This is a genomic window from Nocardiopsis changdeensis (assembly GCF_018316655.1).
GTDB lineage: Bacteria > Actinomycetota > Actinomycetes > Streptosporangiales > Streptosporangiaceae > Nocardiopsis > Nocardiopsis changdeensis.
This window is the reverse complement of record NZ_CP074133.1, coordinates 5180699-5203981: the sequence shown is the minus strand read 5'-3', so window position 1 is coordinate 5203981 and position 23283 is coordinate 5180699. Positions and strand designations below refer to the sequence as shown.

Genomic DNA, 23283 nt, shown 5'->3' with positions numbered 1-23283 from the left:
GGCGTCGGCAGGATGGGCCCATGCCCGACTACCGCGTGATCGACGCCTTCACCGACCGGCCGCTGGCCGGGAACCCCGCCGCCGTCCTCGTCCTGGAGGACGCCTACGACGACGCCTGGGCCCAGGGGGTCGCCGCCGAGTTCAACCTCTCGGAGACCGCCTTCGCCCGCCCGGTCGACGACCCCGGAGCCGACTACGAACTCCGCTGGTTCACCCCCACCGTCGAGATCGACCTGTGCGGACACGCCACCCTGGCCACCGCCCACGCCCTGGTCGAACTCGGCGTCCCGGGGCCGTACCGGTTCACCACCCGCAGCGGCCTGCTCACCGTCGCCGAACGCGACGGGCGCCTGTGGATGGACTTCCCGGCCAAGCCCCCGGTGCCCGTCGCGGCCCCCGACGGGCTGGCCGAGGCGCTGGGGACCGAGCCCCTGTGGGTCGGCCTGGGCGGCGCGGACGACCTCCTCGTCGAGGTCGCCGACGAGGCGACGGTGCGCGGCCTGGAGCCCGACATCGCGGCCCTCGGCCGGCTGCCCTACCACCTGGTCATCCCCACCGCCCGGGCGGAGGAGGGCGTGGACTTCGTGTCCCGCGTGTTCGCCCCCCGGGTCGGCATCGCCGAGGACCCGGTCACCGGCCGCGCCCACACCGTGCTCGCCCCGTTCTGGGCCGAGCGGCTGGGCCGCAAGGAATTGTCCGCCCACCAGGCGTCGGCGCGCGGCGGTGACCTGCTGCTGGAGTGGCGGGGTGACCGGGTGCTCATCGGCGGTCACGCGGTCTCGGTGGCCCGGGGGGAGCTGAACCTCTAACGTGGACGCAGCGGGAGGGGTGCGCGGTGGGCGCGCACCCCTCCCGCTCCCGTACCCCCGCCCCCCGACGCGAGGAGCACCCATGGAGCAGTGGGTCACCGAAGACGACATCCACGCCGCACGGACCCGCCTGGAGGAGGGGCACCCCGGCTGGGAGCGGCCGTCCGCCTTCGCCGTCGGGCGCGAGCGCGACGGCGAGCCGGCCTTCCCCGTGGTCAACGTCCCCGGCGCGATGCACGGCCTGCCCGCCGTCGTCCTGGGCCGGGTCCTGGGGCACACCCGCGGCACCGCCGTGTACGACCTGACCGCCGAGGACCTGCGCGCGGCCGAGCGGGGGCTCGCCCCGGCCCAGGCGTGCACCGTGTTCGACCACCCCAACCTGTTCGCCTGGCGGGACCTGCTGGACGACCTGCGGGACACCGACCGGCTCTTCGCGGTGTTCGTGCAGGACCCGGCCGACCCGCCGGTGGACGGGCGCGACCTCGCCTTCCGCCGCGCCGCCGGAAAGGCGACCGGCGGCCGGTGAGCTGTGTCACCATAGGGGCATGTCGTTCGTACTGGTGTTCGTAGACGTGCAGGACAACTTCCTCGAGGGGGCCGAGGCGGTCCCGGACGCCGGGCCCCTGCGCGCCGAGCTCGCCTCCCTCCTCGACCGCGCCCGCTCCTCGGGCACCCCCGTCGTGCACGTCCTCAACGACGGGGACGAGGGGGATCCCGACGAGCCGTTCGGCGAGGGCTGGCAGCCGACCTTCCCGGCCCGGGAGGACGAACCGGTGTTCCGCAAGACCGGCCCGGACGCCTTCACCTCGCCGGGGCTGGCCGAGGCGCTCGCCGTCACCGGCGCCCGCGGGCTGGTCCTGGCGGGCTTCCAGAGCGAGTACTGCATCTCCGCGACGGGCCGCCGCGCCCGCGGCGAGGGCTACCGCGTGGTCCTCGCCGCGGGCGCCCACGGCACCTTCCCGGCGGACGGGGCGAGCGCGGCCGAGCGCGCCGCCGCCGTCGAACGGGAACTGCGGGCCGACGGAATCGAGGTTTCCCCCGCGCGGGAGATCGAGTTCCGGTAAAAATGAAGGCGTGGCACCTCCCCACCCCTCCCGGGGAGGTGTCCGCACGGCCCCGGTGCACCCCCTTGGCGCCGCGGGCCGTGTCCCACCCCGAAGGGCCGGACCCGGAAGTCGCACCGGGCCCGGCCCTTTCACGTGCGCTCCGCCACCGCTCCGGCCGGCATGCGGGGCGTCGTCCACAGGGGGCGGGCGGGGGCGGGCGGGACGGCCTAACCTGGCGGGGAGCACGGAACCTGAGTTCGGGGGAGCGGGAGATGGCGGAGCGGTACGGGGGCGGCCGGGGCGGGCGCGGGGGCCACGGGGGCCGGGGCGGCGGGCGCCGGCCCGAGCCGGAGCCCCTCCAGGGGGTGCGCGACGACGAGCGGCTCTCGCGGGAGCTGCTGCGGATGGACGGCGACTCCTACGGCCGCTACAAGTCCCTCAGGGGGGACTGGGACTTCGGGGACTTCACGCTGACCGTCCAGCGGGTGCAGGCCGACCCGTTCGCGCCGCCCTCGCGGATCCTGGTCGCGCTGCCCGACGCCGGCATTCCCAAGGACGCCTGGGCCGACCCCGTGCGCCGCCGGGCCACCGCCGACTTCCTGGGCCGCCGGGCCGGGCGGCTGCTGCGGCGCTCGCTGCTGCGCATCGACACCGGCGGGCAGGAGGTCCTGGAGCGCTCCTCCTGCCGGGTCACCGAGGGCGGCGGCCTGGAGCTGCGCATCGGTATCGACCTGCCCGGCCGCGGCCGCCGCATCGACGGCCGGGCCGCCGAGCGCGAGTTCTGCGACACCCTGCCCGGGGTGGTCGACGACCTGTACTGGGAGGCGGTCGACCGGGACGCCGCGCGGGCCTTCGCCGACAGCGTGGCCGACACGGTCGCCCTGCGCTCGGCGCTGGCGGAGCGGGGCCTGGTCGCGTTCGTCGCCGACGGGGCGGTCCTGCCGCGCCGCAGCGGGATCAGCGACGAGCCCATGGCCGAGGGCGCGGTCCCGTTCTCCTCGCCCGACAGCCTGCGCGTGTCGGTGGACCTGCCGCACCGGGGCACGGTCACCGGCATGGGCGTGCCCGAGGGCGTCGTCCTCATCGTGGGCGGCGGCTTCCACGGCAAGTCCACCCTGCTGCACGCCCTGGAGCGGGGCGTCTACGACCACGTGCCGGGCGACGGGCGCGAACTGGTGGTCACCCGCGCCGACGCGGTCAAGATCCGCGCCGAGGAGGGCCGCCGGGTGGAGCGGGTCGACGTGGGCTCCTTCGTGCGCAACCTGCCCACCGGCGCCGACACCGCGGACTTTCGCACCGACAACGCCTCGGGCTCCACCTCGCAGGCCGCCAACATCTGCGAGGCGCTGGAGGCCGGGTCGCGCACCCTGCTGGTGGACGAGGACTCCACCGCCACCAACCTGATGATCCGCGACGAGCGCATGCAGGCCCTGGTGCACGGCGACCGCGAGCCCCTCGTCCCGTTCGTCGACCTGGTGCGGCCGCTGTACCGCGACCACGGCGTCTCCACGGTGCTGGTCATGGGCGGCAGCGGCGACTACTTCGACGTCGCCGACCACGTGGTCATGATGGACGCCTACCACCCGCACGACGTCGGGGAGCGCGCGCGGGAGCTGGCCCGGGAGCGGACGGACGCGGTGTTCACCGCTCCGCGCGCCCGCCTCGTCGACCCGCGCTCGGTCGACCCCTCCGACGCGCGCGGCCGGTCCCGGATCAAGCGCCGCGACATGGACGTGCTGGTCTTCGGCGACGACGACGTCGACGTGCGCTCCGTCGAGCAGTTCGTCGACCCCGGGCAGATCATCGGCGCCGGGCTGGCCCTGCGCGCCCTCGACCTGCGGGACCGCACGCTCGCCGAGGCCCTGGACGCCCTGGAGGCCGAGCTGGCCGAACACGGGGTCACCCGGCTGGGCGCGGACTTCGGCGGCGACTACGCGCTGCCGCGCCGGCAGGAGGTCGCGGCGCTCCTCAACCGGCTGCGCTCCCTGCGGGTCCTCGGGCAGCGGTGGTGAATACGGGTCGGTAATCTGGGATACCGGGGTGAACGGCCCGAGGACGACCGGGAACACGGTGACGCCGGTCGGTGTTGGACTGCCACGCGGCCCCCTGAAACCCCGAGCTTTCTGGAGACGAGACCCCGGTGCGCAACCCAGCAGATCTGTACGAACTCCGACCCGGTTTCGACGACGTCGCCGGCCTGGCGATGCTGGTCGCCCTGGACGGCTTCGTCGACGCAGGCAACGCGGGCAGGCAGATGGTCGAGGAGCTGTTCGAACGCTTCGAGGCCGAGGAGATCGCGGTCTTCGACGTGGACCGCCTCGTCGACTACCGGGCCCGGCGCCCGCCCATGACCTTCGTCGAGAACACCTGGACGGAGTACCGGGCCCCCAAGCTGGCCCTGTACCGCATGCGCGACGCCGAGGGCAGCCCGTTCCTGGTCCTGCACGGCCCGGAGCCGGACCGCGAGTGGGAGGCCTTCACCGCCGCCGTCATCGGCCTGGTGGAGCGCTTCTCGGTGTCGCTGTCCCTGAGCGTCCACGGCATCCCCATGGCCGTGCCGCACACCCGGCCGGCCACGGTCACTCCGCACTCCACCCGCCCCGAGCTGGTCGAGGGCCACACGCCCTGGATCGGCCGGGTCGAGGTGCCCGGCAGTGCGGTGTCGCTGCTGGAGTTCCGGCTGGGCGAGGCCGGGCACGACTTCCTCGGCTACGCCGTCCACGTGCCCAGCTACCTGGCCCAGTCCACCTACCCGCGCGCGGCGCTGGCCGCCCTGCGGTACATCGCCGACGCCACCGGCCTGTCCCTGCCCGCCACGGGCCTGGAGGAGGTCGCCCAGGCCACGGACGTGGAGATCGCCGAACAGGTGAGCGCCTCCGAGGAGGTCCAGCGCATCGTCGTCAACCTGGAGCGCCAGTACGACGACATCATGTCCTCGCGGACCGACCCGGAGGACCGCCGGGTGCTCCCGCTGGCCGACGACGAGGCCGGCCTGCCCACCGCCGAGGAGCTCGGCGCTGAACTCGAACGCTTTCTCGCCGAGCGCGAGAGCGACGGAAACGGTTAAATTACAGTCGTGTTCTACCAGATCCTCTTCAGCTCGGTCCTGCGCCACCTGGACGCCGAGACGATCCACAAGGTGAGCTTCGGCGCCCTGCGCTGCGCCGCCGCCGTGCCCGGCGCGGCCGCGGCGGCCGAGCGGGTGCTGGGCCCGCGCGAGCCCGAGCTGGCCGTGCGGGCGTTCGGCCGCGAGTTCCCCGGCCCGCTGGGCCTGGCCGCCGGGTTCGACAAGAACGCCGAGGGCCCCCGGGCCCTGGGCGCGCTCGGCTTCGGGTTCGTCGAGATCGGCACGGTCACCGCCCAGCCGCAGCCGGGCAACCCGCGCCCGCGCCTGACGCGCCTGGTGAAGGACCGGGCGATCGTCAACCGGATGGGCTTCAACAACGAGGGGTCGGCGCTGGTCGCCGAGCGCCTGCACCACCGGCGGGGCGGGCCCGGCCCGATCCTGGGGATCAACATCGGCAAGACCAAGGTCACGCCGGAGGAGGAGGCCGAGGGCGACTACGCGCTCAGCGCCCGGCGGCTGGCCCCCTACGCCGACTACATGGTGGTCAACGTCAGCTCGCCCAACACCCCGGGCCTGCGCAACCTGCAGAGCGTGGAGCGGCTGCGGCCGATCCTGTCCGCCGTGCGCGGGGCGCTGGCCGAGGCCGGGCGCCCGGAGCTGCCGCTGCTGGTCAAGATCGCCCCGGACCTGGCCGACGAGGACGTCGACGCGGTCGCCGACCTGGCCCTGGAGCTGGGGCTGGACGGCGTCATCGCGACCAACACCACCGTCTCCCGCGAGGGCCTGGCCTCCTCCGCCGAGGAGGTCGAGGCGGCCGGGGGCGGCGGCCTGTCCGGCGCGCCCCTGAAGGACCGCTCCCTGGAGGTGCTGCGCCGCCTGCGCGCCAGGGCCGGCGACCGGCTCACCCTGGTCGCGGTGGGCGGCATCGACACCCCCGAGGACGCCTGGGCCCGCATCCGGGCCGGGGCGACCCTGGTCCAGGGCTACACCGGCATGATCTACGGCGGCCCGCTCTGGCCGCGCCGCGTCCACCGCGGCCTGGCCCGCCTGGTCCGCGCCGCCGGGTACACCTCGATCGCCGACGCCGTCGGCTCCGAGGTCCCGGACACCGCGCCGGCCGCGAGCCCCGCCGCCACCGCCTGACCCGCACCGCACGGACCACCGCCGACGGCCCGGCCCGGGGCATCCCGCCCCGGCCCGGGCCGTCGGCGTGTCACCAGCTGCCGTCCCAGTCCGGGGGGTAGGTGCCGCCGGCCTCGGGGGCGAAGGCCTGTGACGCGGTCACGAAGACATAGCCCTTCTCGCGCAGCCGCTCGATGATCTCCGGCAGGGCCGCGACCGTCGTGGGCTGCGGGTCGTGCAGCAGGACCACCCCGTCGGGCTCCACCAGGTCCACCACCCGGTCCGCGACCGTGTCCCGGTCGGACCCGGTCCAGTCCTCGCTGTCGACCGTCCACATCACCTCGGCGAGCTCCTGCCGGGCCAGCTCCGCCTTGACGCCGTCGTCGGTGGCCCCGAACGGCGGGCGGAACAGCTCCACGGTGTACCCGGTCTGGCGGCGGATCCCCGCGCCGACCATCGCCACCTGCGCGGGCAGCTCCTCCGGCGTGAACTCCTCCGTCATGCTCTCGTGCAGGTCGTTGTGGTTGCCCAGCTCGTGCCCCTCGGCGTAGATCCGCCGCGCCAGCCACGGCCGGGTCAGCAGCGGGTCGCCGTTGAGGAAGAACGACGCCGTCACCTCCTGCTCGGCGAGGATGTCCAGCACGTGCGCGGTCGCCTCCACCGGGCCGTCGTCGAAGGTCAGCGCCACGCACTCGACCCCGGGGTCGGTGCAGTCCACGTCGGGGCCGCGCTCGGTCACCACGCCCGGGGGCACCGGGGCGGACTCCAGGGCGGTGTCGGGCTCGGACACCGACAGCACCGGCTCCTCGGTGAGCGACGCGCTCCGGGCCCGCTCGCCCAGGTCCGACAGCAGCGGTCCGGCCCGCTCGGCGTCGATGACCGCGGCGATCCGCCCCGGGGACGCGTCCGGCGGGTGCCCCTCGACCACGGGCGACAGGTGCCCGTCGTCGAACTCCACGACCAGGTCGCCGGCGGCGTTGAACCCGATCGAGTCGTAGGTGCGCATGACCGGCAGCAGCCCCCGCGGGTCCACGTCGGGGTGGTCCGCGAGCTCCTCGCCCACCAGGTCGTTCAGCTCCGCCAGCGCGGCGTCGTCGGCCAGCAGCTCGGTGGCGTACCCGGTGTGCCCGGTCGACTCGTCGTACCAGTACGTCGCGTACGTCTGGCGCCTCCCGTGCAGGTCCTCCTCGGTGCCGACCAGGCGCACGCCCAGGACGCCCTCGCCGGCGGCCACGACCTCCCAGGCGATCTCCAGGCCCACGGGCTCCCGGCTGGCCCCGCGGAAGTCCATGACCTCCCGGTCGATGTGCCCGTGCAGGGCGGTGGAGAACGCCTCGGCGCCCGGGAACTCCGGGTGGGCGACGGAGATCTCCACGTCCTCGGGGATGTAGGGGTGGTCGGGGAAGTCGTCCCCCTCGCCGCTCCACTCGGTGACCACGTCCCCGGGGCCGTCGACCAGTACGGTGACGGCCTCGCCGTCGGCCTCCTCCGGGGCGGCGGCCGGCGGGTTCTGGCAGGAGGCCAGGGGGAGCACCAGGGCCACGGCGGCCCCCACCGCCCACGGGTGCCGGCGTGCGGCTCCCACCCCGCGGGGGAGGGGCTGCTGCGGACGCGTACGGCTCGACGAGAACACCGGACTCCCTCATCCAGAACATGTGCACCGGGGCTGTTGGGTGCAACATAGGGGAATCCGGCGGCCCGGCCGTGACGCTGACCACATGTGGTCAGCCCCTGCGCTCTCGGTGACCGCCGCCGCCGCGCGCGGTGCCCCGGGCGGACCCCTGCGGGGTCCGCCCGGGGCCCGGAAGGCGCGGCCTACTCCCCGGAGTCCTCCCCGGCGCCGTCCGAGGGCGCGTCCGAGGGCGGCTCGTCGGGCACGCCGTCCACGTACCGCTCGCCGGGCTCGGCGTCGCCCAGCAGCTGCGACACGGTCACCATCGTGTACCCCTGCGCGTCCAGCTCGCGGATGATTTTGTGCGAGGCCGCGATGGTGGTGGGGTGGATGTCGTGCATGAGGATGATCGCCCCGTCCGAGGCGCCCGCGATCGCCCGGTCCGCGACCACGGAGGGGTCCCGGTCCTTCCAGTCGTTGGTGTCGATGCTCCACAGGACCTGGGCCAGGCCCATGTCCCGGGTCACCGAGGCGACGCCGTCGTTGGTCGACCCGTACGGCGGGCGCATGAGGTCCATCGTGTACCCGGTCTCCCGGTACACCAGGGCCTGCACGCTGTTCAGGTTGTCGTGGACGCCGTCGGCCCCCAGCCCCGCCAGGTCGGGGTGGTTCAGGGTGTGGTTGGCCATCTCGTGCCCCTCGGCGTAGGTGCGCCGCACCGTGTGCGGGTGCTCCATCACCGGCAGGCCGGTGACGAAGAAGGTCGCCTTGGCGTCGTACTCGGCGAGCGTGTCCAGCAGTTCGGGGGTGCCCCCGCCGGGGCCGTCGTCGTAGGTCAGGGCCACGCACTTGACCTCGGGGTCGGCGCAGTCGACGGACTCGTCCACGGGGGAGATGACGCCCGGGACCGGCTCGTCCGCGACGCCGGGGCCCTCCCCGGGCGCGGCGGAGACGGCGAACTCCTCGACCCCGGTGGTGGCGGCGCGCAGCACCCGGCGCCCGAAGTCCGACAGCAGCGGCTCGGACTCGGCGCGCTCGACGACCGCGGTCAGGGGTCCGGCGTCGGCCGGGGCGACCTGCCCGGTGTCGAACTCCACGACCAGGTCGCCGTCGGGGTTGAACCCGACCGAGTCGTACAGCGACGCCACCGGCAGCACCGTCCCCGTCTCGGCGGCGTCGCCGAGGCGGTCGCGCACCAGGGTGTTGAGGGCGGCCAGCTCGTCCTGTCCGGCCAGCAGCGACTGCGAGCCGCGGGTGACGCCGTCGCCGGTGTCGTACCAGTAGGTGGAGTGGAACTCCCGGGTGCCCTCGGAGTCGGTCTCCTCGCCCGTCATGCGCACGCCGACCAGGCCGTCGGAGGCGGCGGTGATGTTCCACCCCGCCGTGTAGGACTCCGCGCCCGGGTTGGCGGCGTCGAACGCCTCCACGTCGGCGCCCAGCCTCCCGCGCAGGAACTCCGTGAGCGGCTCGGCGTTGGGCAGCACCGGGAAGGACACCTCGGTGGCGACCCCGTCGTACTCCAGCTCCTCCGTCTCCACCCCGGTCAGGGCGGCCTCGTCGACCACGGTCAGCGCGTCGGGCTCGCCGGTGGCGGGGATGCGCTGCTCGATGGCGTCGGCCAGGCCGTGCGCCACGCCCCCGGCCGGGCCCGCCCCCAACGACTCCGGTGGTCGCACCGACAACAGCACCATGCCGGCCAGGACCACGAGGGAGACGCCCACCGTGATGACCGGGTGGTCGGGGGTCATGGCGGTTCGGGGCAGCTTGTTCACCAGGGGTTCTCCGCGTCCATTTCGCAGACGAACGTGCACGGGGCCGGCGGGGGCGCCACCGTGCGACGTCTTCATCGGGTGTGACGCCGCCCACGGGCGGAGGGTTCGGACTCCGGGGCGGCGAGGGGCACAGGGGGCATGCCGGGGGGCAGGGGCGAGGGGATGTCTCCCTATACTCGCAGGCGTGGAAGGTTCGTGCGCCATCCTTCCGCCCGGGGCGATCCCGGGCCGGTGGCGCGCGTCGCAAGAGGGAACCCGGTGCGAATCCGGGACTGCCCCGCAGCGGTGTACGGGAACGACCCCCGCCATGGAGCACTGGTGGACCGACCGGAGAGGTCGGGGACCGGGAAGCGGCGGGCATTAGGGGACCGGTGGCCCACCGGTCGCGCCCGTGAGTCCGAAGACCTGCCTCCACCCGGCGGCGCACCCGTGCCGCCGGTGGTCCCGTGCCCCGAGGGAGGGCCGAGGTCGGCACCCGTGGGCGCCCGTCGAGCGGCGCCCCACCGGCGTGCCCCCTCGCCGACCCCGGGCACGGTGCCCGGCTTTCGACGAGGGAGAAGAAGCTTCATGAACACCCCCGGACCCGCCGTGCGGTCCACGGTGCACGGCTACCCGCGCATCGGCCCCGACCGCGAGCTCAAGCGCGCCGAGGAGTCCTACTGGAAGGGCGCCTCCACCGCCGCCGACCTGGAGGAGGCCGCCGCCGGCCTGCGCCTGGACACCTACGCCCGGCTGCGCGCCGCCGGGATCGACGACATCCCCTCCAACACGTTCTCCTACTACGACCAGGTGCTGGACACCGCCGTCCTGTTCGGCCTGGTCCCGGAGCGGTTCGAGGACCCGTGCGCGGCCGCCGACGCCGACGGGCGGCTGCGCCGCTACTTCGCGCTGGCCCGCGGGGTCCAGGGCGCCCCGCCCCTGGAGATGACCAAGTGGTTCGACACCAACTACCACTACCTGGTCCCGGAGCTCTCCCCGGCCGTGCGGCCGCGCGTCGCCGGCGACAAGCCCGTCGCCGAGTTCCGCGAGGCCCTGGAGGCCGGGTACCCCACCCGCCCGGTGCTGGTCGGCCCGCTGACCTTCCTGCTGCTGTCCAAGGCCGCCGACGACGCCCCGCGGGGCTGGTCGCCCATCGCGCTGCTCGACGACCTGCTGGACGCCTACGGCCGCGTGCTGGCGGACCTGCGCGCCGCCGGCGCCGAGCAGGTGCAGCTGGACGAGCCGGTGCTGGCCACCGACGAGGGCCGCGCCGCCCTGGGCCACCTGGAGCGCGCCTACGGCGTCCTGGGCGGGCTCGCCGACCGCCCGGAGATCCTGGTCTCCACCTACTTCGGCTCCATCGGCGCCGACGCCCTGCGCGTCCTCAAGGAGTCCCCGGTCGAGGCCGTGGGCCTGGACCTCGTCACCGACGCCGAGGGCATCGCCGACCTGACCGCGGTCTCCGGGCTGGGCTCCACCCGCCTGGTCGCGGGCGTGGTCGACGGCCGCAACGTCTGGCGCACCGACGTCCCGGCCGCCGTCGCCACCCTGGGCACCCTGCTGGGCCTGGCCGACGGGATCTCCGTGAGCACCTCCTGCTCGCTGCTGCACGTGCCCATCGACCTGGACGCCGAGACCTCGCTGCCCCCGGAGTTGCGCGCGGCGCTGGCCTTCGCGGAGCAGAAGACCCGTGAGGTCGCGCTGCTGGGCAGGGTGCTGTCCGAGGGCACCGGGGACGGCTACGCCGCCGCCCCGGCCCCGGCCGGCGCGTCGTTCGTGGACGCGCGCGTGCGCGCCCGCCTGGAGGCCCTGGGCGCGGACGCCCACGAGCGGCCGCGGGAGCGCGGCGCCCCCGGCGTCCCGGCACTGACCACGACCACCATCGGGTCGTTCCCGCAGACCGGCGGGCTGCGCCGGGCCCGCGCCGCGCACCGCCGCGGCGAGCTGGGCGAGGAGGAGTACAAGGCGATCCTGCGCGCCGAGATCGACCGGGTCATCGCGCTCCAGGAGGACATCGGCCTGGACGTGCTCGTCCACGGCGAGCCCGAGCGCAACGACATGGTCCAGTACTTCGCCGAGCAGCTCCGGGGCTACGCCACCACCGAGAACGGCTGGGTGCAGTCCTACGGCTCCCGGTGCGTGCGCCCGCCGATCCTCTTCGGCGACGTCTCGCGCCCGGAGCCGATGACGGTGGAGTGGACCACCTACGCCCAGTCGCGCACCGCGAAGCCGGTCAAGGGCATGCTCACCGGACCGGTGACCATGCTCGCCTGGTCGTTCGTGCGCACCGACCAGCCGCTGGGCGACACCGCCCGCCAGGTGGCACTGGCCCTGCGCGACGAGGTCGCCGACCTGGAGCGGGCGGGGATCCGCCACATCCAGGTCGACGAGGCCGCGCTGCGCGAGCTGCTGCCGCTGCGGGCGGAGAAGCGGCGGGAGTACCTGGACTGGGCCGTGGGCTCCTTCCGGCTGGCCACCTCCGGCGTCTCGCCGTCGACGACCGTCCACACGCACATGTGCTACTCCGAGTTCGGCCTGATCGTCGACGGCATCGAGGAGCTGGACGCCGACGTGACCAGCGTCGAGGCGGCCCGCTCTCGCATGGAGCTGGTGGAGGACCTGGGCCGCCGCGGCTACCGGCGGGGCATAGGCCCGGGCGTGTACGACATCCACTCCCCGCGGGTGCCGTCGGTGGAGGAGATCGAGGCGTCCCTGCGCCTGGCGGTGGAGCACATCGACGCCGGGAAGCTGTGGGTCAACCCGGACTGCGGTCTGAAGACCCGCGGCTACGAGGAGGTCGAACAGGCCCTGCGCAACATGGTCGAGGCCGCCCGCCGGGTCCGCTCGACCCTGTAGGACCCTGTAGGCGCCGCACCGGGGGGACCGGTCCCGGAACGAAAGGGGGAGGGGCCGCGGCGGTCGCCGCGGCCCCTCCCTTCATGCTCTTCCGTGCGCCCGGTGGCCTCCGGGTCAGGCGGACTCGAGCAGGGCGAGGGCGTCCTCGCCGGCCATGGTCATGGTCGCCTCGATGTCGTCGGGGAGCGTGAACTTCTCGACGTCGTCGTCGGAGGCGCTGAACGAGGGGCTCATCGTGTACGTGACCTCGATGGTGATGTTGCCCGAACGGATCAGCACGGCGGCGCGGGGGACGAACTGGCCGAGGAAGTCGTACTTCGTGGTGATGAAGACGGCCTCGTCGCCCAGGGGGAGCTCCTTGTCCTGGTCCAGGTGCTCGGAGTCGTACAGGGAGTACGAGCCCTCGCCGCGGATGTTGGAGACGGCGTCCTGGTAGTCGGTCTTGGCGCCCTCGATGGAGTCCGACCCGGCGTAGGGGGTCTGGTACGTCACGTCGTAGGTCCCGAACATGGTGTCCGGGTTGCCCTCCGGCGGGGTGCCGCTGATGTCGGAGCAGGTGGAGCGGTTGTCGCTGGTGCTCTTGGAGCCGTCCTGGCCCATGAGCAGGCCCTCGGCCACGCGGTCGGTCAGGGCCTCGCAGGGCTCGATGGGCAGCGAGTACGGGGGCTCGCCCGCCGGGCCGCCGCCGCCCGCGGGCTCCTCGACCGGCTCCTCGCCGGCCGGGTCGGTGACGGGGTCGCTGGCCTCGGTGCTCCCCTCCGGCGGGGAGGCGACGGTGCCGCCCTCGTCACCGCGGTTGGTGGCGAGCATGACGATGAGCGCGACCACGAGGACCACGATCACCGCGCCGCCGCCGATGACCACCCACAGGGCGGCCTTGCCGCCGCTCTTGGGCTGCTGCGGCGGCGGGTAGCCCCCGGGGGGACCGTAGGCCGGCTGGCCGCCCGTGTACGCGCCCTGCTGGGCGTAGCCCGGCTGACCGCCCGTGTGGGGGTCGCCGTAGGGGCCGCCCGGCGGGCCGTAGGGAGGCTGCCCTCCCGGGCCGTCACCGCCGTAGGGGTTCTGCGGTGGCTGGTTGTAAGGTCCGTTTTCGCTCATGGCTCCCCTCGCCCGGATGATGTGTTGACGTGTTGTCTGGGACGCGTGTCGGCGCCTGTGGGTTCGTGTGACTTTCCGAAGTCGGGTCGAAAGGGACGCCGGTGACGTTCACACGGGCAGGGCGCGCCTTCCGTGGCCACCGAACCGCGGGCGAGGACGGGGGAGCGGGGGAGGAGCGGGCCCTGTGTGTCTCCAGGTGGCCCCGGTGTGGTGCTCCGGGGCGGCCGACGTGCATGCCGCCGGCCGGGGACGTGAGCATCCTATTCGGCGCACCCCGGGGTGCGGCAGGCCGGGGCCGGGGAGCGAGAGCGAATCGTCACTGTTTCGTGTCGATCACGTGCACCGCTCGTTTCCGTCCGTCCATTCCCCGGGACGGCCGGGCGCGGCGGAGCGCCCGGCCGTCCCGGAGCGGGTCAGAACATCGAGATGTGCACGTGGTCGAAGTGGTTCTCGGTGATGCTGCCGCGGTCGGCCATCGCGCGCCAGCCGGTGTCGCCGCGCCGGACGTCCCAGATCTGCTGGCGGTAGATCACGTACATGATCCCCAGGCGGTCGGCGTTCTCGCGGGCCCACTCGGCGATGGCCCAGCCGCGGTCGACCTGCTCCTGGGAGGGCATCGACCCGTTGCCGTCCACCATGAAGTCGCAGGCCCGGCCCTTGGGGTGCTCGCCGACGACCCAGCCGCCGACCGCCCGGTAGCAGCCGACCCCGCCGACCTCCGTGCCCTCGCCGAACTCCTCGATGACCAGCTCGCGCATCTGCTCGGTCCGGGGGGTGATGTTGTACTGGCCGCCCATCGGCTGGTTCGGGTGGTCCGCGATCATCGCCTGGACCTCCTCGCGCCGCTCCTCCAGCGCCTCCAGGTCGGCCTCGGCCTCCTCCAGGGTCTCCTGGGCCGCCTCCTGGGCCTCCTCGTCGCGCTCCAGCGCCTGTTCCAGCTCGGCGATCTTGTCCTGGTTGCTCGACGCCAGGAAGTCGATGACCACGGCGCGGTCGATGACCTGGTCGGGGTCGGCGTCGACGAAGAGCGACATGGACGGGTCGATGCCGTTGCCGGTGTAGGAGGCGTACGCCAGGGTGCGGACCTGCTCCTTGGAGGCCTGGGCCTCCTCGGCGGTCTCCTCGGCCCGCTCGGTGGCGCGCTCGGCCTCCTGGATGACGCCCTCCATGTCGCGCAGCTCGCCGTTGTACTCCTCGCCCAGGGTCTCCGCGCGCTCGCGCAGGGACTCCATGCTCTCCGGCTCCATGGGCAGGGCCAGCGCCGGAGTCTGGGGCAGGGCGACGAGCGCCGCCCCCAGGGAGAGGGTGACGGCGATGACACGCGCCCGGCCGGCGCGGCGGCGCCGGGAGGGGGACAGGGCGGAGGCGGCGTCGGCCAGGGTCTCGCGCCAGGTCGCGGCCGGCGGATCGGGAGCCCAGAAGTCGGCGAACTCGTCCACTCGGCTCTGGTCATCGGGGTGCACGGTGTGGTCGCTCCTCGGGCCCGCGCACCCCCGGGCTCGGGGCGGGGCGGGCGCTGCATCTCGTCGATTTCCCGGCCGGGACCGCTCCCCGAGCACGGGGAGGAGGGGCGACGGTGCGTCGCCGGGGACCGGGAGGCCCGTGCCATCGTGAGCGGCGATCGGCGCTGGGCGATGGTAACGGGACGGTCATGAGTGTAAGCACTCCCGGGGTCATACGGGAGGGAACGGATGGTTTCCGAACCGACAAAAGGTGCGATGTGGCACAGATAACCCGGTTCTCGGGTGTGATTTCGGTGAACCGACCCGCCGTCCCATGGTTGAGTGGTGAGCGTGAAGGCTTCTGGACGACTCCCGGTGAAACCCACCGCCACCTGGGCGAACACCCCCATGTGGTGTGATGGGCGCTGTTGTCGCGCGTCCGCCTGACCCCCGCCTCCTCGACGCCCGCGGCCGACCGGTATCGGCCGAGCGGTAATTTTCGAGGATTTCCGCGCCCCGACCGCCGCACCGCCCGCCCCGGCGCGTCGCCTCCACCCGGTCCGGGACCGCTCCGTACGCTCTGACGTGGGCGTCGTCCCACGTCGAGCAGCTCCGCGCCCGTACGGCCCGTACGCCGACCCCGGGCGCCCTGACCAACGTCGATGGGAAGACCGTGATTGACGCAGTGGGCCTGCACAAGGTCTACAGGTTGAAGAAACACCGGGTGACCGCCCTGAACGGGGTCGACCTGCACGTGGAGCCCGGCGAGATCTACGGTGTCGTGGGCCAGAGCGGCGCGGGCAAGAGCACCCTGCTCCGCTCCGTCAACCTCCTGGAGCGCCCCGACGCCGGGACCGTCACCGTCGACGGCGAGGAGCTGACCTCCCTGCGCGGGGCGCGGCTGCGCACCGCCCGCCGCGGCATCGGCATGGTCCACCAGCACTTCGCGCTGCTCTCCTCGCGCACCGTCGCGGGCAACGTCGGCTTCCCCCTGGAGGTCTCCGGGGTCGGCCGCGCCGAGCGCCGCGAACGCGTGGGCGAGCTCCTGGAGCTGGTCGGCCTGGGCGACAAGGCGCGTGCCTACCCGTCCCAGCTGTCCGGCGGCCAGAAGCAGCGCGTGGGCATCGCCCGCGCCCTGGCCTCCCGCCCCAAGGTGCTGCTGAGCGACGAGGCCACCTCGGCCCTGGACCCGGCCACCACCGACTCGATCCTGGCCCTGCTGCGCCGCCTGCGCGACGAACTGGGGCTGACGATCCTGCTGATCACCCACGAGATGGACGTGATCAAGAAGATCTGCGACTCCGCCGCGATCATGGAGAACGGCGAGTTCCGCGAGGCGGGCCGCGTGCTCGACCTCATCGGCACCCCCGGGTCGCTGCTGGCCCGCTCCCTCTTCCCGCTGCCGGACCTGGCGGGCCCCGACACGGTCGTCGTGACCTACCCCCGCTCGTTCGACGAGCCCCTCATGTCCGAGCTCACCCGCCGCTTCGACGTGGACGTCAACATCCTCGGCGGCGGCGTGGAGCAGGTCGCGGGCCAGTCCGTGGGCCGCCTGGGCGTGGACGTCCGCGGCGCCCGCCGCTCCGAGGCCCTGACCTACCTGTCCGAACACGGCCTGCTGGTCGAGGAGGCCGGAAAGTGACCACCCACACCGCCGACATCCTCTTCCTGGCCGCGGACACCGGGGCCGCGGGCCCGTGGGAGGCCGTCGTCGCCTTCCTCCGGGACTGGCCGAACATGTGGCCAAGCCTGTGGCTGGCCACCCAGGACACCGTCTACATGGTGCTGTGGGCGACGATCTTCAGCGTCCTGGTGGGCCTGCCGCTGGGCGTGCTGCTGGTCACCACCGACCGCGGCGGCCTCACCCCCGCGCCCGCGGTGCGCGCCGTCCTCAGCGCCATCGTCAACATCGGCCGCTCGCTGCCGTTCATCGTCCTGATGGTGGCGGTGCTGTCCCTGACCCGCTTCCTGGTCGGCACCACCCTGGGCCCGACGGCGGCGATCGTCCCCCTGAGCATCGGCGCGATCCCGTTCTTCGCCCGGCTGGTGGAGACCTCCCTGCGCGAGGTCGACCGCGAGGTCGTCGAGGCCGCGCACGCCATGGGCACCCGCAGGCTCACGATCGTCGGCAAGGTGATGCTGCCCGAGGCGCTGCCCGGCCTCATCGCGGGCCTGGTGATGACCGTGGTCGCCCTCATCTCCTACTCGGCGATGGCCGGCGCGATCGGCGGCGGCGGCCTGGGCGACCTGGCCATCCGCGAGGGCTACCAGCGCTTCAACGACCACTACCTGTGGGCCACCGTCATCCTGCTCATCGTCATCGTGCAGGCGGCGCAGAGCCTGGGCGACCTGCTGGTGCGCAGGCTCACCCGGCGCTGACCCGCACCGCGCCCCCCGGCCCCCCGCCCCCCGACATTCGTCCGACCCGTCTGGATTCCTGGATAGGAGATGCGATGACCGGAGACAGGGCAGGGGCGCCGTGGGGGCGCGTGCTGCGCGGGGCCGGGGCGGCGGCGCTCGCCGCCGCCGTGCTGGCGGCCTGCGGCAGTCCCAGCGAGCGCGCGGAGGAGGGGACCGACGCGGAGGGGCTCACCGTCCTGCGCGTCGGCGCGACCCCCACCCCGCACGCGGAGATCCTGCAGTTCATCGACGAGAACCTGGCCGCGGACGCCGGGCTGCGCCTGGAGATCGTCGAGTACACCGACTACAACCAGCCCAACGCCGCCCTGGCCGAGGGCGAGCTGGACGCCAACTACTACCAGACGGTGCCGTTCCTCGAGGAGTACCTGGCGGGGAACCCCGACGCCGACCTGAGCTACGTCTCCGACGTGCACCTGGAGGCGTTCGGCATCTACTCCCAGGACGCCGCCGACCTGGAGGACCTGCCCGAGGGCGCCGAGATCGGGGTGCCCAACGACACCTCGAACATGGGCCGGGCCCTGCACCTGCTGGCCGACGCCGGCGTGATCACCCTGGCCGAGGACGCCGGGGACTCGCCCGGGGTGGACGACATCGAGGACGACCCGCTGAACGTCACCGTCACCCCGGTGGAGGCGGCGCAGCTGCCGCGTTCGCTCCAGGACCTGGACGCGGCCGTGGTCAACGGCAACTACGCCCTGGAGGCGGACCTGCCGACGACGGCCAACGCGCTGGCCTGGGAGGGCACCGAGAACAACCCGTACGCCAACGGGCTGGTCGTGCGGTCGGAGGACGCGGGCGCCGAGGACATCGTGCGGCTGGACGAGCTGCTGCACGGCCCGGAGGTCCGCGACTTCATGGAGGAGCGCTGGCAGGGGATCGTCATCCCGGTCGGCGGCGGGCAGGCCGAGCCGACCGCCTCGGAGTCCCCGGAGTAACGTGTGCGCGGGGCGCCGTCCGGACGCCGCGCCCCGCGCCGACCACTCGTAACGGTTGGGTTTCGGGGTGACTTTCGTCGATTGACACAAGGTGTCCGGTCTGCTTGTTTTATGGGAGCGCTCCCATACGCGATGTCCCCTCGTCATGGAAGGTGCGTACCGAACAAGTGAGCAACCGCAGCGATTTCCCTGAGGACTTCCTCTGGGGGGCGGCCACCGCCTCGTTCCAGATCGAAGGCGCCACCACGGCCGACGGCCGCGGCCGCAGCATCTGGGACACCTTCGCCGAGACCCCCGGCAAGGTCCTGGGCGGCGACACCGGCGACCCCGCCGACGACCACTACCACCGGTACCCGGAGGACGTCGCGCTCATGAGCCGGCTGAACCTGGGCGCCTACCGGTTCTCCATCGCCTGGCCGCGCATCCTCCCCGAGGGGAGCGGCAAGGTCAACCAGGCCGGGCTCGACTTCTACAACCGCCTGGTCGACACCCTGCTGGAGGCCGGGATCCAGCCCTGGGCCACCCTCTACCACTGGGACCTGCCCCAGACCCTGGAGGACGCCGGCGGCTGGCCCGCGCGCGACACCGCCTACCGGTTCCGCGACTACGTGCAGATCGTGGCCGACTCGCTCGGCGACCGCGTCTCCGACTGGATGACCATCAACGAGCCCTGGTGCTCGGCCTTCCTCGGCTACGAGAACGGCCACCACGCGCCCGGGCACCGCGACCCCGCGGCGGCCCTGGCCGCCTCCCACCACTTGCTGCTCGGGCACGGCCTGGCCGCCCAGGCCATCCGCTCCACCGGCCACCCCTCCCGGGTCGGCCTCGCCCACAACCAGGCGGTCATCCGGCCCCACGGCCCCAGCGCGGCCGACGCCCGCTCCGCCCGCAGGGCCGACGGGGTGCGCAACCGCATCTTCACCGACCCGCTGCTCAAGGGCACCTACCCCGCCGACGTGCTGGAGGACCTGGCGTCCGTCAGCGACTTCTCCTTCATCCACGACGGCGACCTGAAGATCACCTCGGCCCCGCTGGACTTCCTCGGGATCAACTACTACTCGCCCGAGTTCGTCGCCGCCTCCGCCAAGGGCCTGGACCCGGCGCTGGTCAGCGGCGAGGGCGGCGCCTGGCTCGGCGCCGAGCCCGAGGAGGTGCACGTCTCCCAGGGCCTGCCCGTCACCCACATGGGCTGGGAGATCGACCCGACCGGCCTGTACGACGTGCTGCTCCGCCTGGCCGGCGAGAGCGGCGGCATCGACCTGTACGTCACCGAGAACGGCTGCGCCTTCGAGGACACCGTCACCGAGGACGGCAGGGTCCACGACACCGACCGGCTCGACTACTACGAGGGCCACCTGAGGGCCGCGAAGGAGGCGATCCACGCCGGGGTGCCCTTGCGCGGATACTTCGCCTGGTCGCTTCTGGATAATTTCGAGTGGGCGTGGGGATACTCCCGCCGCTTCGGGATCGTGCACGTCGACTACGAAACGCAGGTGCGCACGGTCAAGGACAGCGGCGAGTGGTACTCCCGCCTGGCGGCCACGGGACGGTTCCCGGAACGCTAGAACAGGCAGGCCGCCCCGGAGGGGGCGGACGACCAAGGCCGCCGCGGCCGGTGACCCCGGCCGCGGCGGCGTACGATTTTTCCCAGAGGGAGCACGCGAAGTGGCCAAGAGCGGTGACGGTGGCGGTCGGCGGCGTCCGACCCTGGAGATGGTGGCCGAGCGGGCCGGGGTCGGCCGCGGGACCGTCTCCCGGGTGATCAACGGGTCGGCGCAGGTGAGCCCGCGCACCCGGGAGGCGGTCCACAACGCGATCGCCGAACTGGGCTACAGCCCCAACCAGGCCGCGCGCACCCTGGTCACCCGGCGCACGGACACGATCGCCCTGGTGGTCTCCGAGCTGCGCGACCGGCTCTTCTCCGACCCGTTCTTCGCCGACATCGTCCGCGGCGTCAGCTCGGTCCTGCACGAGCGCGACCTCCAGCTGATGCTCACCACCGCCCGCAGCGAGGCCGAGCACAAGCGGGTCGGCGAGTACCTCAGCGGCTTCCACGTGGACGGCGCCCTCCTGGTGTCCCTGCACCGCGACGACCCCCTGCCCCGGCGCCTGGCGGCGGCGGGCGTGCCGGTCGTGCACGGCGGCCGGCCGCTGGCCGAGGTGCCCTCCCCGTTCTGGGTCGACATCGACAACGTCGGCAGCGCCGAGAAGGCGGTCCGCTACCTCCTGGAGAAGGGCCACCGCCGGGTCGCCACCGTCACCGGCCCCCTGGACATGTACGCCGGCGTGGAGCGCCTGCGCGGGTACCAGCGGGTCATGGCCGAGGCGGGCATCGAGATCGAGGACCGGCTCGTGGTCCAGGGCGACTTCAGCGTCGAGGGCGGTGCCGAGGCCATGGAGCGGCTGCTCGACGGCGGGCCCGCGCCCGACGCGGTCTTCATCGCCTCCGACATGATGGCGATCGGCGGGCTGCGGGTCCTGCGCGCCCGCGGGCTGCGGGTGCCCGAGGACGTCGCGGTGGTCGGCCACGACGACACCCTCATGGCCCACTACAGCGACCCCGCGCTCACCACGGTCCACCAGCCCTCGGTCCAGATGGGCCAGGAGATGGCGCGCCTGCTGGTGGACGTCGCGATCCCGCGCGCGGCCGAGTCCGAGACCGTCATGCTCGACACCCGCCTGGTGGTCCGCGAGTCCGCCTGACCGGCCCGGACGTCCCTTCCGGGCGGTCCGGCACGGCCCGGGCGGGCACCGGGGCGCCCCGGCGGGTGGACGTGTGCAGATGCATGTGCAAGGCTGGTCGCGACTTCGCGGGAGACGGTGGGGGCGCATGAACCCGATGCGGGAACCGACGCACACGCGGTGTGCCATCTCCTCGTGCGAATGGTGCGACCGGGACGGCCTCGACTGCCGGTTCTGCTCGGGTACCGGATGGTGGCGGCCCGAGCGCCCGCACCGGGACACGAGTGGGATCATCGTGTGGCTCCGGGTCGACGAGCCGTGCCGGGGATGCGCCGGCACCGGCAAGGAGCACAGCCCGACCGTGGCGATCTGAGATCCCGCCGCCGTGGTCCGGACGAGGCGGGGGACCGAGGAGGATGCGGTGCGCTGGGTGACCTACCTGTCCCCGAGTGGCGGCGGCGAGCGAGTGGGGGCGCTGGACGACGGCGACGTGCTGGGCGTGCCCGACCCCCGGAGCCTGGACGAACTGCTGGCTGACGGGGTGCCCGCCCTGGCCGGGGTGCTGGCCAGCACCCGCCGGGCGCCCATCGAGATCATCGTCGAGTGGGAGGCGCGCATGTGCGCCCCGCTCTCCCCGTCCTCCCCGGTGGCCGTCCTGTCCGGCGGCGACGTCTGGGAGGTCCCCCCGCGCCTGGTCGGCGCCGTGGACGACCCCGTCCCGGCCACCGCCCACAGCGCCCGTGTGGGCCTCGCGGCGGTCGCCGGTGCTCCGGGGCGGGTCGACGCCCGCACGCCCGCCTGCCTGTGGCTGGACGCCGCGGGGGAGCCCGTCCTGCTCGGCCTGGGCCCGGTCCTGGTCACCTCCGACGAGCCGATCGCGGACTGGGAGGCGGCCGTGGAGGTCGAGGGCACCGAGCGCGGGCGCGCCGTGCTGGACCCCGGGGACCCCTGGCTGTCCCGGGAGGCGGGCCGGGTGAACGCCCTGCTGCCGGTGGACTCCGGTCCGCTGGCCGAGGGCGACGAGGTGTTCGTGGACCTGGGCGAGCTGGGCTCCTACGAGGTCAGGGTCGGCTCCCGGGTCTGACCCGGGGCACACCCGCCGCGGGCCCCGCGGGTCCCTAGGGCGTGTACTCCCAGTGCCAGGGCTCGAAGCCGCCGCGCGCCCAGGGCGGGTTGTCCCAGCCGAACCCCGGGGCCCGGTCGAGCATCCATTCGTGCTCGGGGCTGCCCGGGACGTTCACGCCCCCGCACAGGTCGACGGCCAGCCCCATCCCGTGCGTGCTGGTCCCCGGCCGGGCCGCCATGCCGGGCAGCATCTGCTCGAACAGCGACACCTGCTCGTGGTACGGGCGGTAGGAGTCGGTCACGCACATCGCGCGCCCGAACCTCTCGCGGTAGGCGGCGTCCAGGTCGATGAAGGCCGCGGCGGCGTCGGCGCGCAGCCGCTCCCCGGGCTGGGGGAGCGGGCACAGCAGCGAGTCGGGGATGCGCCCGTTGGAGTGCGCCGACACGTCGCCCCCGGCGCAGGCGGGGGCGTCCGCCGCAGGACCGGTCCCGGCGCCCGGCTCGGGGCCGGGCAGGGCCCCGGACGCCGGGGCGTCCCTGGCCTCGCGCGGCGCGCCTTCCCCGGCCTCCCGGCGGGCCTCCAGCCGGGTCTGCTCGGCGATCAGCCCGGCGAGGGCCTTCTCCTGGACCCGGATCGCCTCCTCGGCCTCCTCGCGCGCCTCGTCGGCCCGCTCGGTCGCCTCCTCCTGTTCGCGCTCGGCCTCCCGCGCCGTCTCGGAGTGCGTGTCCGCGGCGACCCCGGCCGCGCGGGCCCGGCCCAGCTCAGCGGAGCGGTGGTCGCCGATCAGCGACAGGTCGGCGGCCAGGTCCAGCATCCCCGCCGGCCCCTGTGCCCCGAACAGGACGCGGGCGGGCGACAGGTCGGCGCCCTTGTAGACGGCGGCGGCCTGGCGGGCGACGGCCAGCCGGGAGGCCTCCCCGCGCGCCCGGGCCTCGGCGACGCGCTCCCGGGCGGACTCCCCCTCCTCGGCGAGCTCCTCCAGGAGCTCGCGTTCGGCGATGTACTCCTCGATCCGCTCCCCGGCCTCGGCGCGCAATCCCTCCAGTTCGGCGCGCAGAGTCGCCAGTTCGACCACGGGGTCTTCGGCGGCGGCGGGGGAGGGGCAGGAGAACGCCGCGAGCACGGCGAGGCCCACGGGAAATGCGAACCTGACCGAAAATGCGGGCCCGGCGGAGCGGACCCGCGTTGGGCTGCCCGAACGTTCCGCTTTTCGGTCATTACCCAGTGTGTTCGACGATGGACGCAATACCGCGCACATGCCCGCTTCCTCCCCCGGACCTGCGTGTACGTATTGTCACGATGTCATGTCGAGGTGGTCTTGATGGGGAAGCCGATGGTGTGTCCAAAAAGTTACCCGAACGCCCGGTCGGGTTTCG

19 protein-coding genes and 1 riboswitch are annotated in these 23283 nt (G+C 73.8%); of the genes, 14 read left to right on the top strand and 5 right to left on the bottom strand.

Annotated features, from left to right (window positions below; translation table 11 throughout):
* Positions 1–20 precede the first annotated feature (20 nt).
* From KGD84_RS23655 to KGD84_RS23630, 6 genes are all read left to right on the top strand, one after another.
* The gene (locus tag KGD84_RS23655; RefSeq protein WP_220562577.1) at positions 21–809 is read left to right on the top strand and encodes a PhzF family phenazine biosynthesis protein; all 789 of its coding nucleotides are present in this window, start codon (positions 21–23) and stop codon (positions 807–809) included.
* Between the two features lie 82 nt (positions 810–891).
* Positions 892–1335 carry a hypothetical protein gene (locus KGD84_RS23650; protein WP_220562576.1) on the top strand — a complete coding sequence of 148 codons (444 nt, stop codon included), beginning with the start codon at positions 892–894 and terminating at the stop codon, positions 1333–1335.
* A gap of 19 nt (positions 1336–1354) precedes the next feature.
* Positions 1355–1873, top strand: a complete 519-nt coding sequence (locus tag KGD84_RS23645) for an isochorismatase family protein (RefSeq protein ID WP_220562575.1) — start codon at positions 1355–1357, stop codon at positions 1871–1873.
* Between the two features lie 254 nt (positions 1874–2127).
* Entirely contained in the window at positions 2128–3867 is a 1740-nt protein-coding gene (locus tag KGD84_RS23640; protein WP_220562574.1) for an ABC-ATPase domain-containing protein, read from the top strand.
* A gap of 128 nt (positions 3868–3995) precedes the next feature.
* Positions 3996–4922: a proteasome assembly chaperone family protein gene (locus KGD84_RS23635; protein ID WP_220562573.1), complete on the top strand. Its 927-nt coding sequence runs from the start codon at positions 3996–3998 to the stop codon at positions 4920–4922.
* 9 nt (positions 4923–4931) lie between these two features.
* Entirely contained in the window at positions 4932–6065 is a 1134-nt protein-coding gene (locus tag KGD84_RS23630; protein ID WP_220562572.1) for a quinone-dependent dihydroorotate dehydrogenase, read from the top strand.
* A gap of 70 nt (positions 6066–6135) precedes the next feature.
* On the opposite strand, the gene KGD84_RS23625 is transcribed toward KGD84_RS23630, so the two are convergent.
* Together KGD84_RS23625 and KGD84_RS23620 are read right to left on the bottom strand one after the other, a co-directional pair.
* Positions 6136–7587 carry a polysaccharide deacetylase family protein gene (locus KGD84_RS23625; protein ID WP_255646767.1) on the bottom strand — a complete coding sequence of 484 codons (1452 nt, stop codon included), beginning with the start codon at positions 7585–7587 and terminating at the stop codon, positions 6136–6138.
* 272 nt (positions 7588–7859) lie between these two features.
* On the bottom strand, positions 7860–9404 hold the full coding sequence (locus tag KGD84_RS23620; protein ID WP_220565276.1) for a polysaccharide deacetylase family protein: 1545 nt from the start codon (positions 9402–9404) through the stop codon (positions 7860–7862).
* A 254-nt stretch (positions 9405–9658) separates the two neighbouring features.
* Positions 9659–9838: riboswitch (cobalamin riboswitch) on the top strand.
* 157 nt (positions 9839–9995) lie between these two features.
* On the opposite strand from KGD84_RS23620, the gene metE reads away from it, so the two are divergent.
* A complete protein-coding gene (metE, locus tag KGD84_RS23615) occupies positions 9996–12263 on the top strand; it encodes a 5-methyltetrahydropteroyltriglutamate--homocysteine S-methyltransferase (RefSeq protein WP_220562570.1) in 2268 nt (755 codons plus the stop codon).
* A gap of 114 nt (positions 12264–12377) precedes the next feature.
* Here the strand turns inward: metE and KGD84_RS23610 are convergent, their stop codons facing one another.
* Together KGD84_RS23610 and KGD84_RS23605 are read right to left on the bottom strand one after the other, a co-directional pair.
* On the bottom strand, positions 12378–13361 hold the full coding sequence (locus KGD84_RS23610; RefSeq protein ID WP_220562569.1) for a DUF3558 domain-containing protein: 984 nt from the start codon (positions 13359–13361) through the stop codon (positions 12378–12380).
* A 413-nt stretch (positions 13362–13774) separates the two neighbouring features.
* On the bottom strand, positions 13775–14824 hold the full coding sequence (locus KGD84_RS23605; RefSeq protein WP_220562568.1) for a VldE C-terminal domain-containing protein: 1050 nt from the start codon (positions 14822–14824) through the stop codon (positions 13775–13777).
* 664 nt (positions 14825–15488) lie between these two features.
* Here KGD84_RS23605 and KGD84_RS23600 point away from each other — a divergent pair.
* The 7 genes from KGD84_RS23600 (at position 15489) to KGD84_RS23570 (ending at position 21925) form a co-directional block, all read left to right on the top strand.
* A complete protein-coding gene (locus KGD84_RS23600) occupies positions 15489–16445 on the top strand; it encodes a methionine ABC transporter ATP-binding protein (protein WP_220565275.1) in 957 nt (318 codons plus the stop codon).
* Positions 16442–17182 carry a methionine ABC transporter permease gene (locus KGD84_RS23595; protein ID WP_220562567.1) on the top strand — a complete coding sequence of 247 codons (741 nt, stop codon included), beginning with the start codon at positions 16442–16444 and terminating at the stop codon, positions 17180–17182. The genes KGD84_RS23600 and KGD84_RS23595 overlap by 4 nt, the downstream gene beginning before the upstream one ends.
* Before the next feature lie 74 nt (positions 17183–17256).
* Positions 17257–18159 carry a MetQ/NlpA family ABC transporter substrate-binding protein gene (locus KGD84_RS23590; protein ID WP_220562566.1) on the top strand — a complete coding sequence of 301 codons (903 nt, stop codon included), beginning with the start codon at positions 17257–17259 and terminating at the stop codon, positions 18157–18159.
* 167 nt (positions 18160–18326) lie between these two features.
* Positions 18327–19724, top strand: a complete 1398-nt coding sequence (locus tag KGD84_RS23585) for a GH1 family beta-glucosidase (RefSeq protein ID WP_220562565.1) — start codon at positions 18327–18329, stop codon at positions 19722–19724.
* Positions 19725–19872: 148 nt separating this feature from the next.
* Positions 19873–20862 carry a LacI family DNA-binding transcriptional regulator gene (locus KGD84_RS23580; protein WP_370634666.1) on the top strand — a complete coding sequence of 330 codons (990 nt, stop codon included), beginning with the start codon at positions 19873–19875 and terminating at the stop codon, positions 20860–20862.
* A 127-nt stretch (positions 20863–20989) separates the two neighbouring features.
* Positions 20990–21214 (top strand): hypothetical protein, encoded by a 225-nt coding sequence (locus KGD84_RS23575; RefSeq protein ID WP_255646766.1) that lies wholly within the window; start codon positions 20990–20992, stop codon positions 21212–21214.
* Between the two features lie 48 nt (positions 21215–21262).
* Positions 21263–21925 (top strand): hypothetical protein, encoded by a 663-nt coding sequence (locus tag KGD84_RS23570; protein ID WP_220562563.1) that lies wholly within the window; start codon positions 21263–21265, stop codon positions 21923–21925.
* A 34-nt stretch (positions 21926–21959) separates the two neighbouring features.
* On the opposite strand, the gene KGD84_RS23565 is transcribed toward KGD84_RS23570, so the two are convergent.
* Positions 21960–23042: a M15 family metallopeptidase gene (locus tag KGD84_RS23565; protein WP_255646765.1), complete on the bottom strand. Its 1083-nt coding sequence runs from the start codon at positions 23040–23042 to the stop codon at positions 21960–21962.
* Between the last annotated feature and the right edge of the window lie 241 nt (positions 23043–23283).

Coding starts and splice junctions, on each gene's coding strand:
- KGD84_RS23640 (WP_220562574.1), top strand. CDS start 2,128: ATGGCGGAGCGGTACGGGGGCGGCCGGGGCGGGCGCGGGGGCCACGGG.
- KGD84_RS23575 (WP_255646766.1), top strand. CDS start 20,990: ATGAACCCGATGCGGGAACCGACGCACACGCGGTGTGCCATCTCCTCG.
- KGD84_RS23655 (WP_220562577.1), top strand. CDS start 21: ATGCCCGACTACCGCGTGATCGACGCCTTCACCGACCGGCCGCTGGCC.
- KGD84_RS23580 (WP_370634666.1), top strand. CDS start 19,873: ATGGTGGCCGAGCGGGCCGGGGTCGGCCGCGGGACCGTCTCCCGGGTG.
- KGD84_RS23620 (WP_220565276.1), bottom strand. CDS start 9,404: ATGACCCCCGACCACCCGGTCATCACGGTGGGCGTCTCCCTCGTGGTC.
- KGD84_RS23650 (WP_220562576.1), top strand. CDS start 892: ATGGAGCAGTGGGTCACCGAAGACGACATCCACGCCGCACGGACCCGC.
- KGD84_RS23610 (WP_220562569.1), bottom strand. CDS start 13,361: ATGAGCGAAAACGGACCTTACAACCAGCCACCGCAGAACCCCTACGGC.
- KGD84_RS23645 (WP_220562575.1), top strand. CDS start 1,355: ATGTCGTTCGTACTGGTGTTCGTAGACGTGCAGGACAACTTCCTCGAG.
- KGD84_RS23590 (WP_220562566.1), top strand. CDS start 17,257: ATGACCGGAGACAGGGCAGGGGCGCCGTGGGGGCGCGTGCTGCGCGGG.
- metE (WP_220562570.1), top strand. CDS start 9,996: ATGAACACCCCCGGACCCGCCGTGCGGTCCACGGTGCACGGCTACCCG.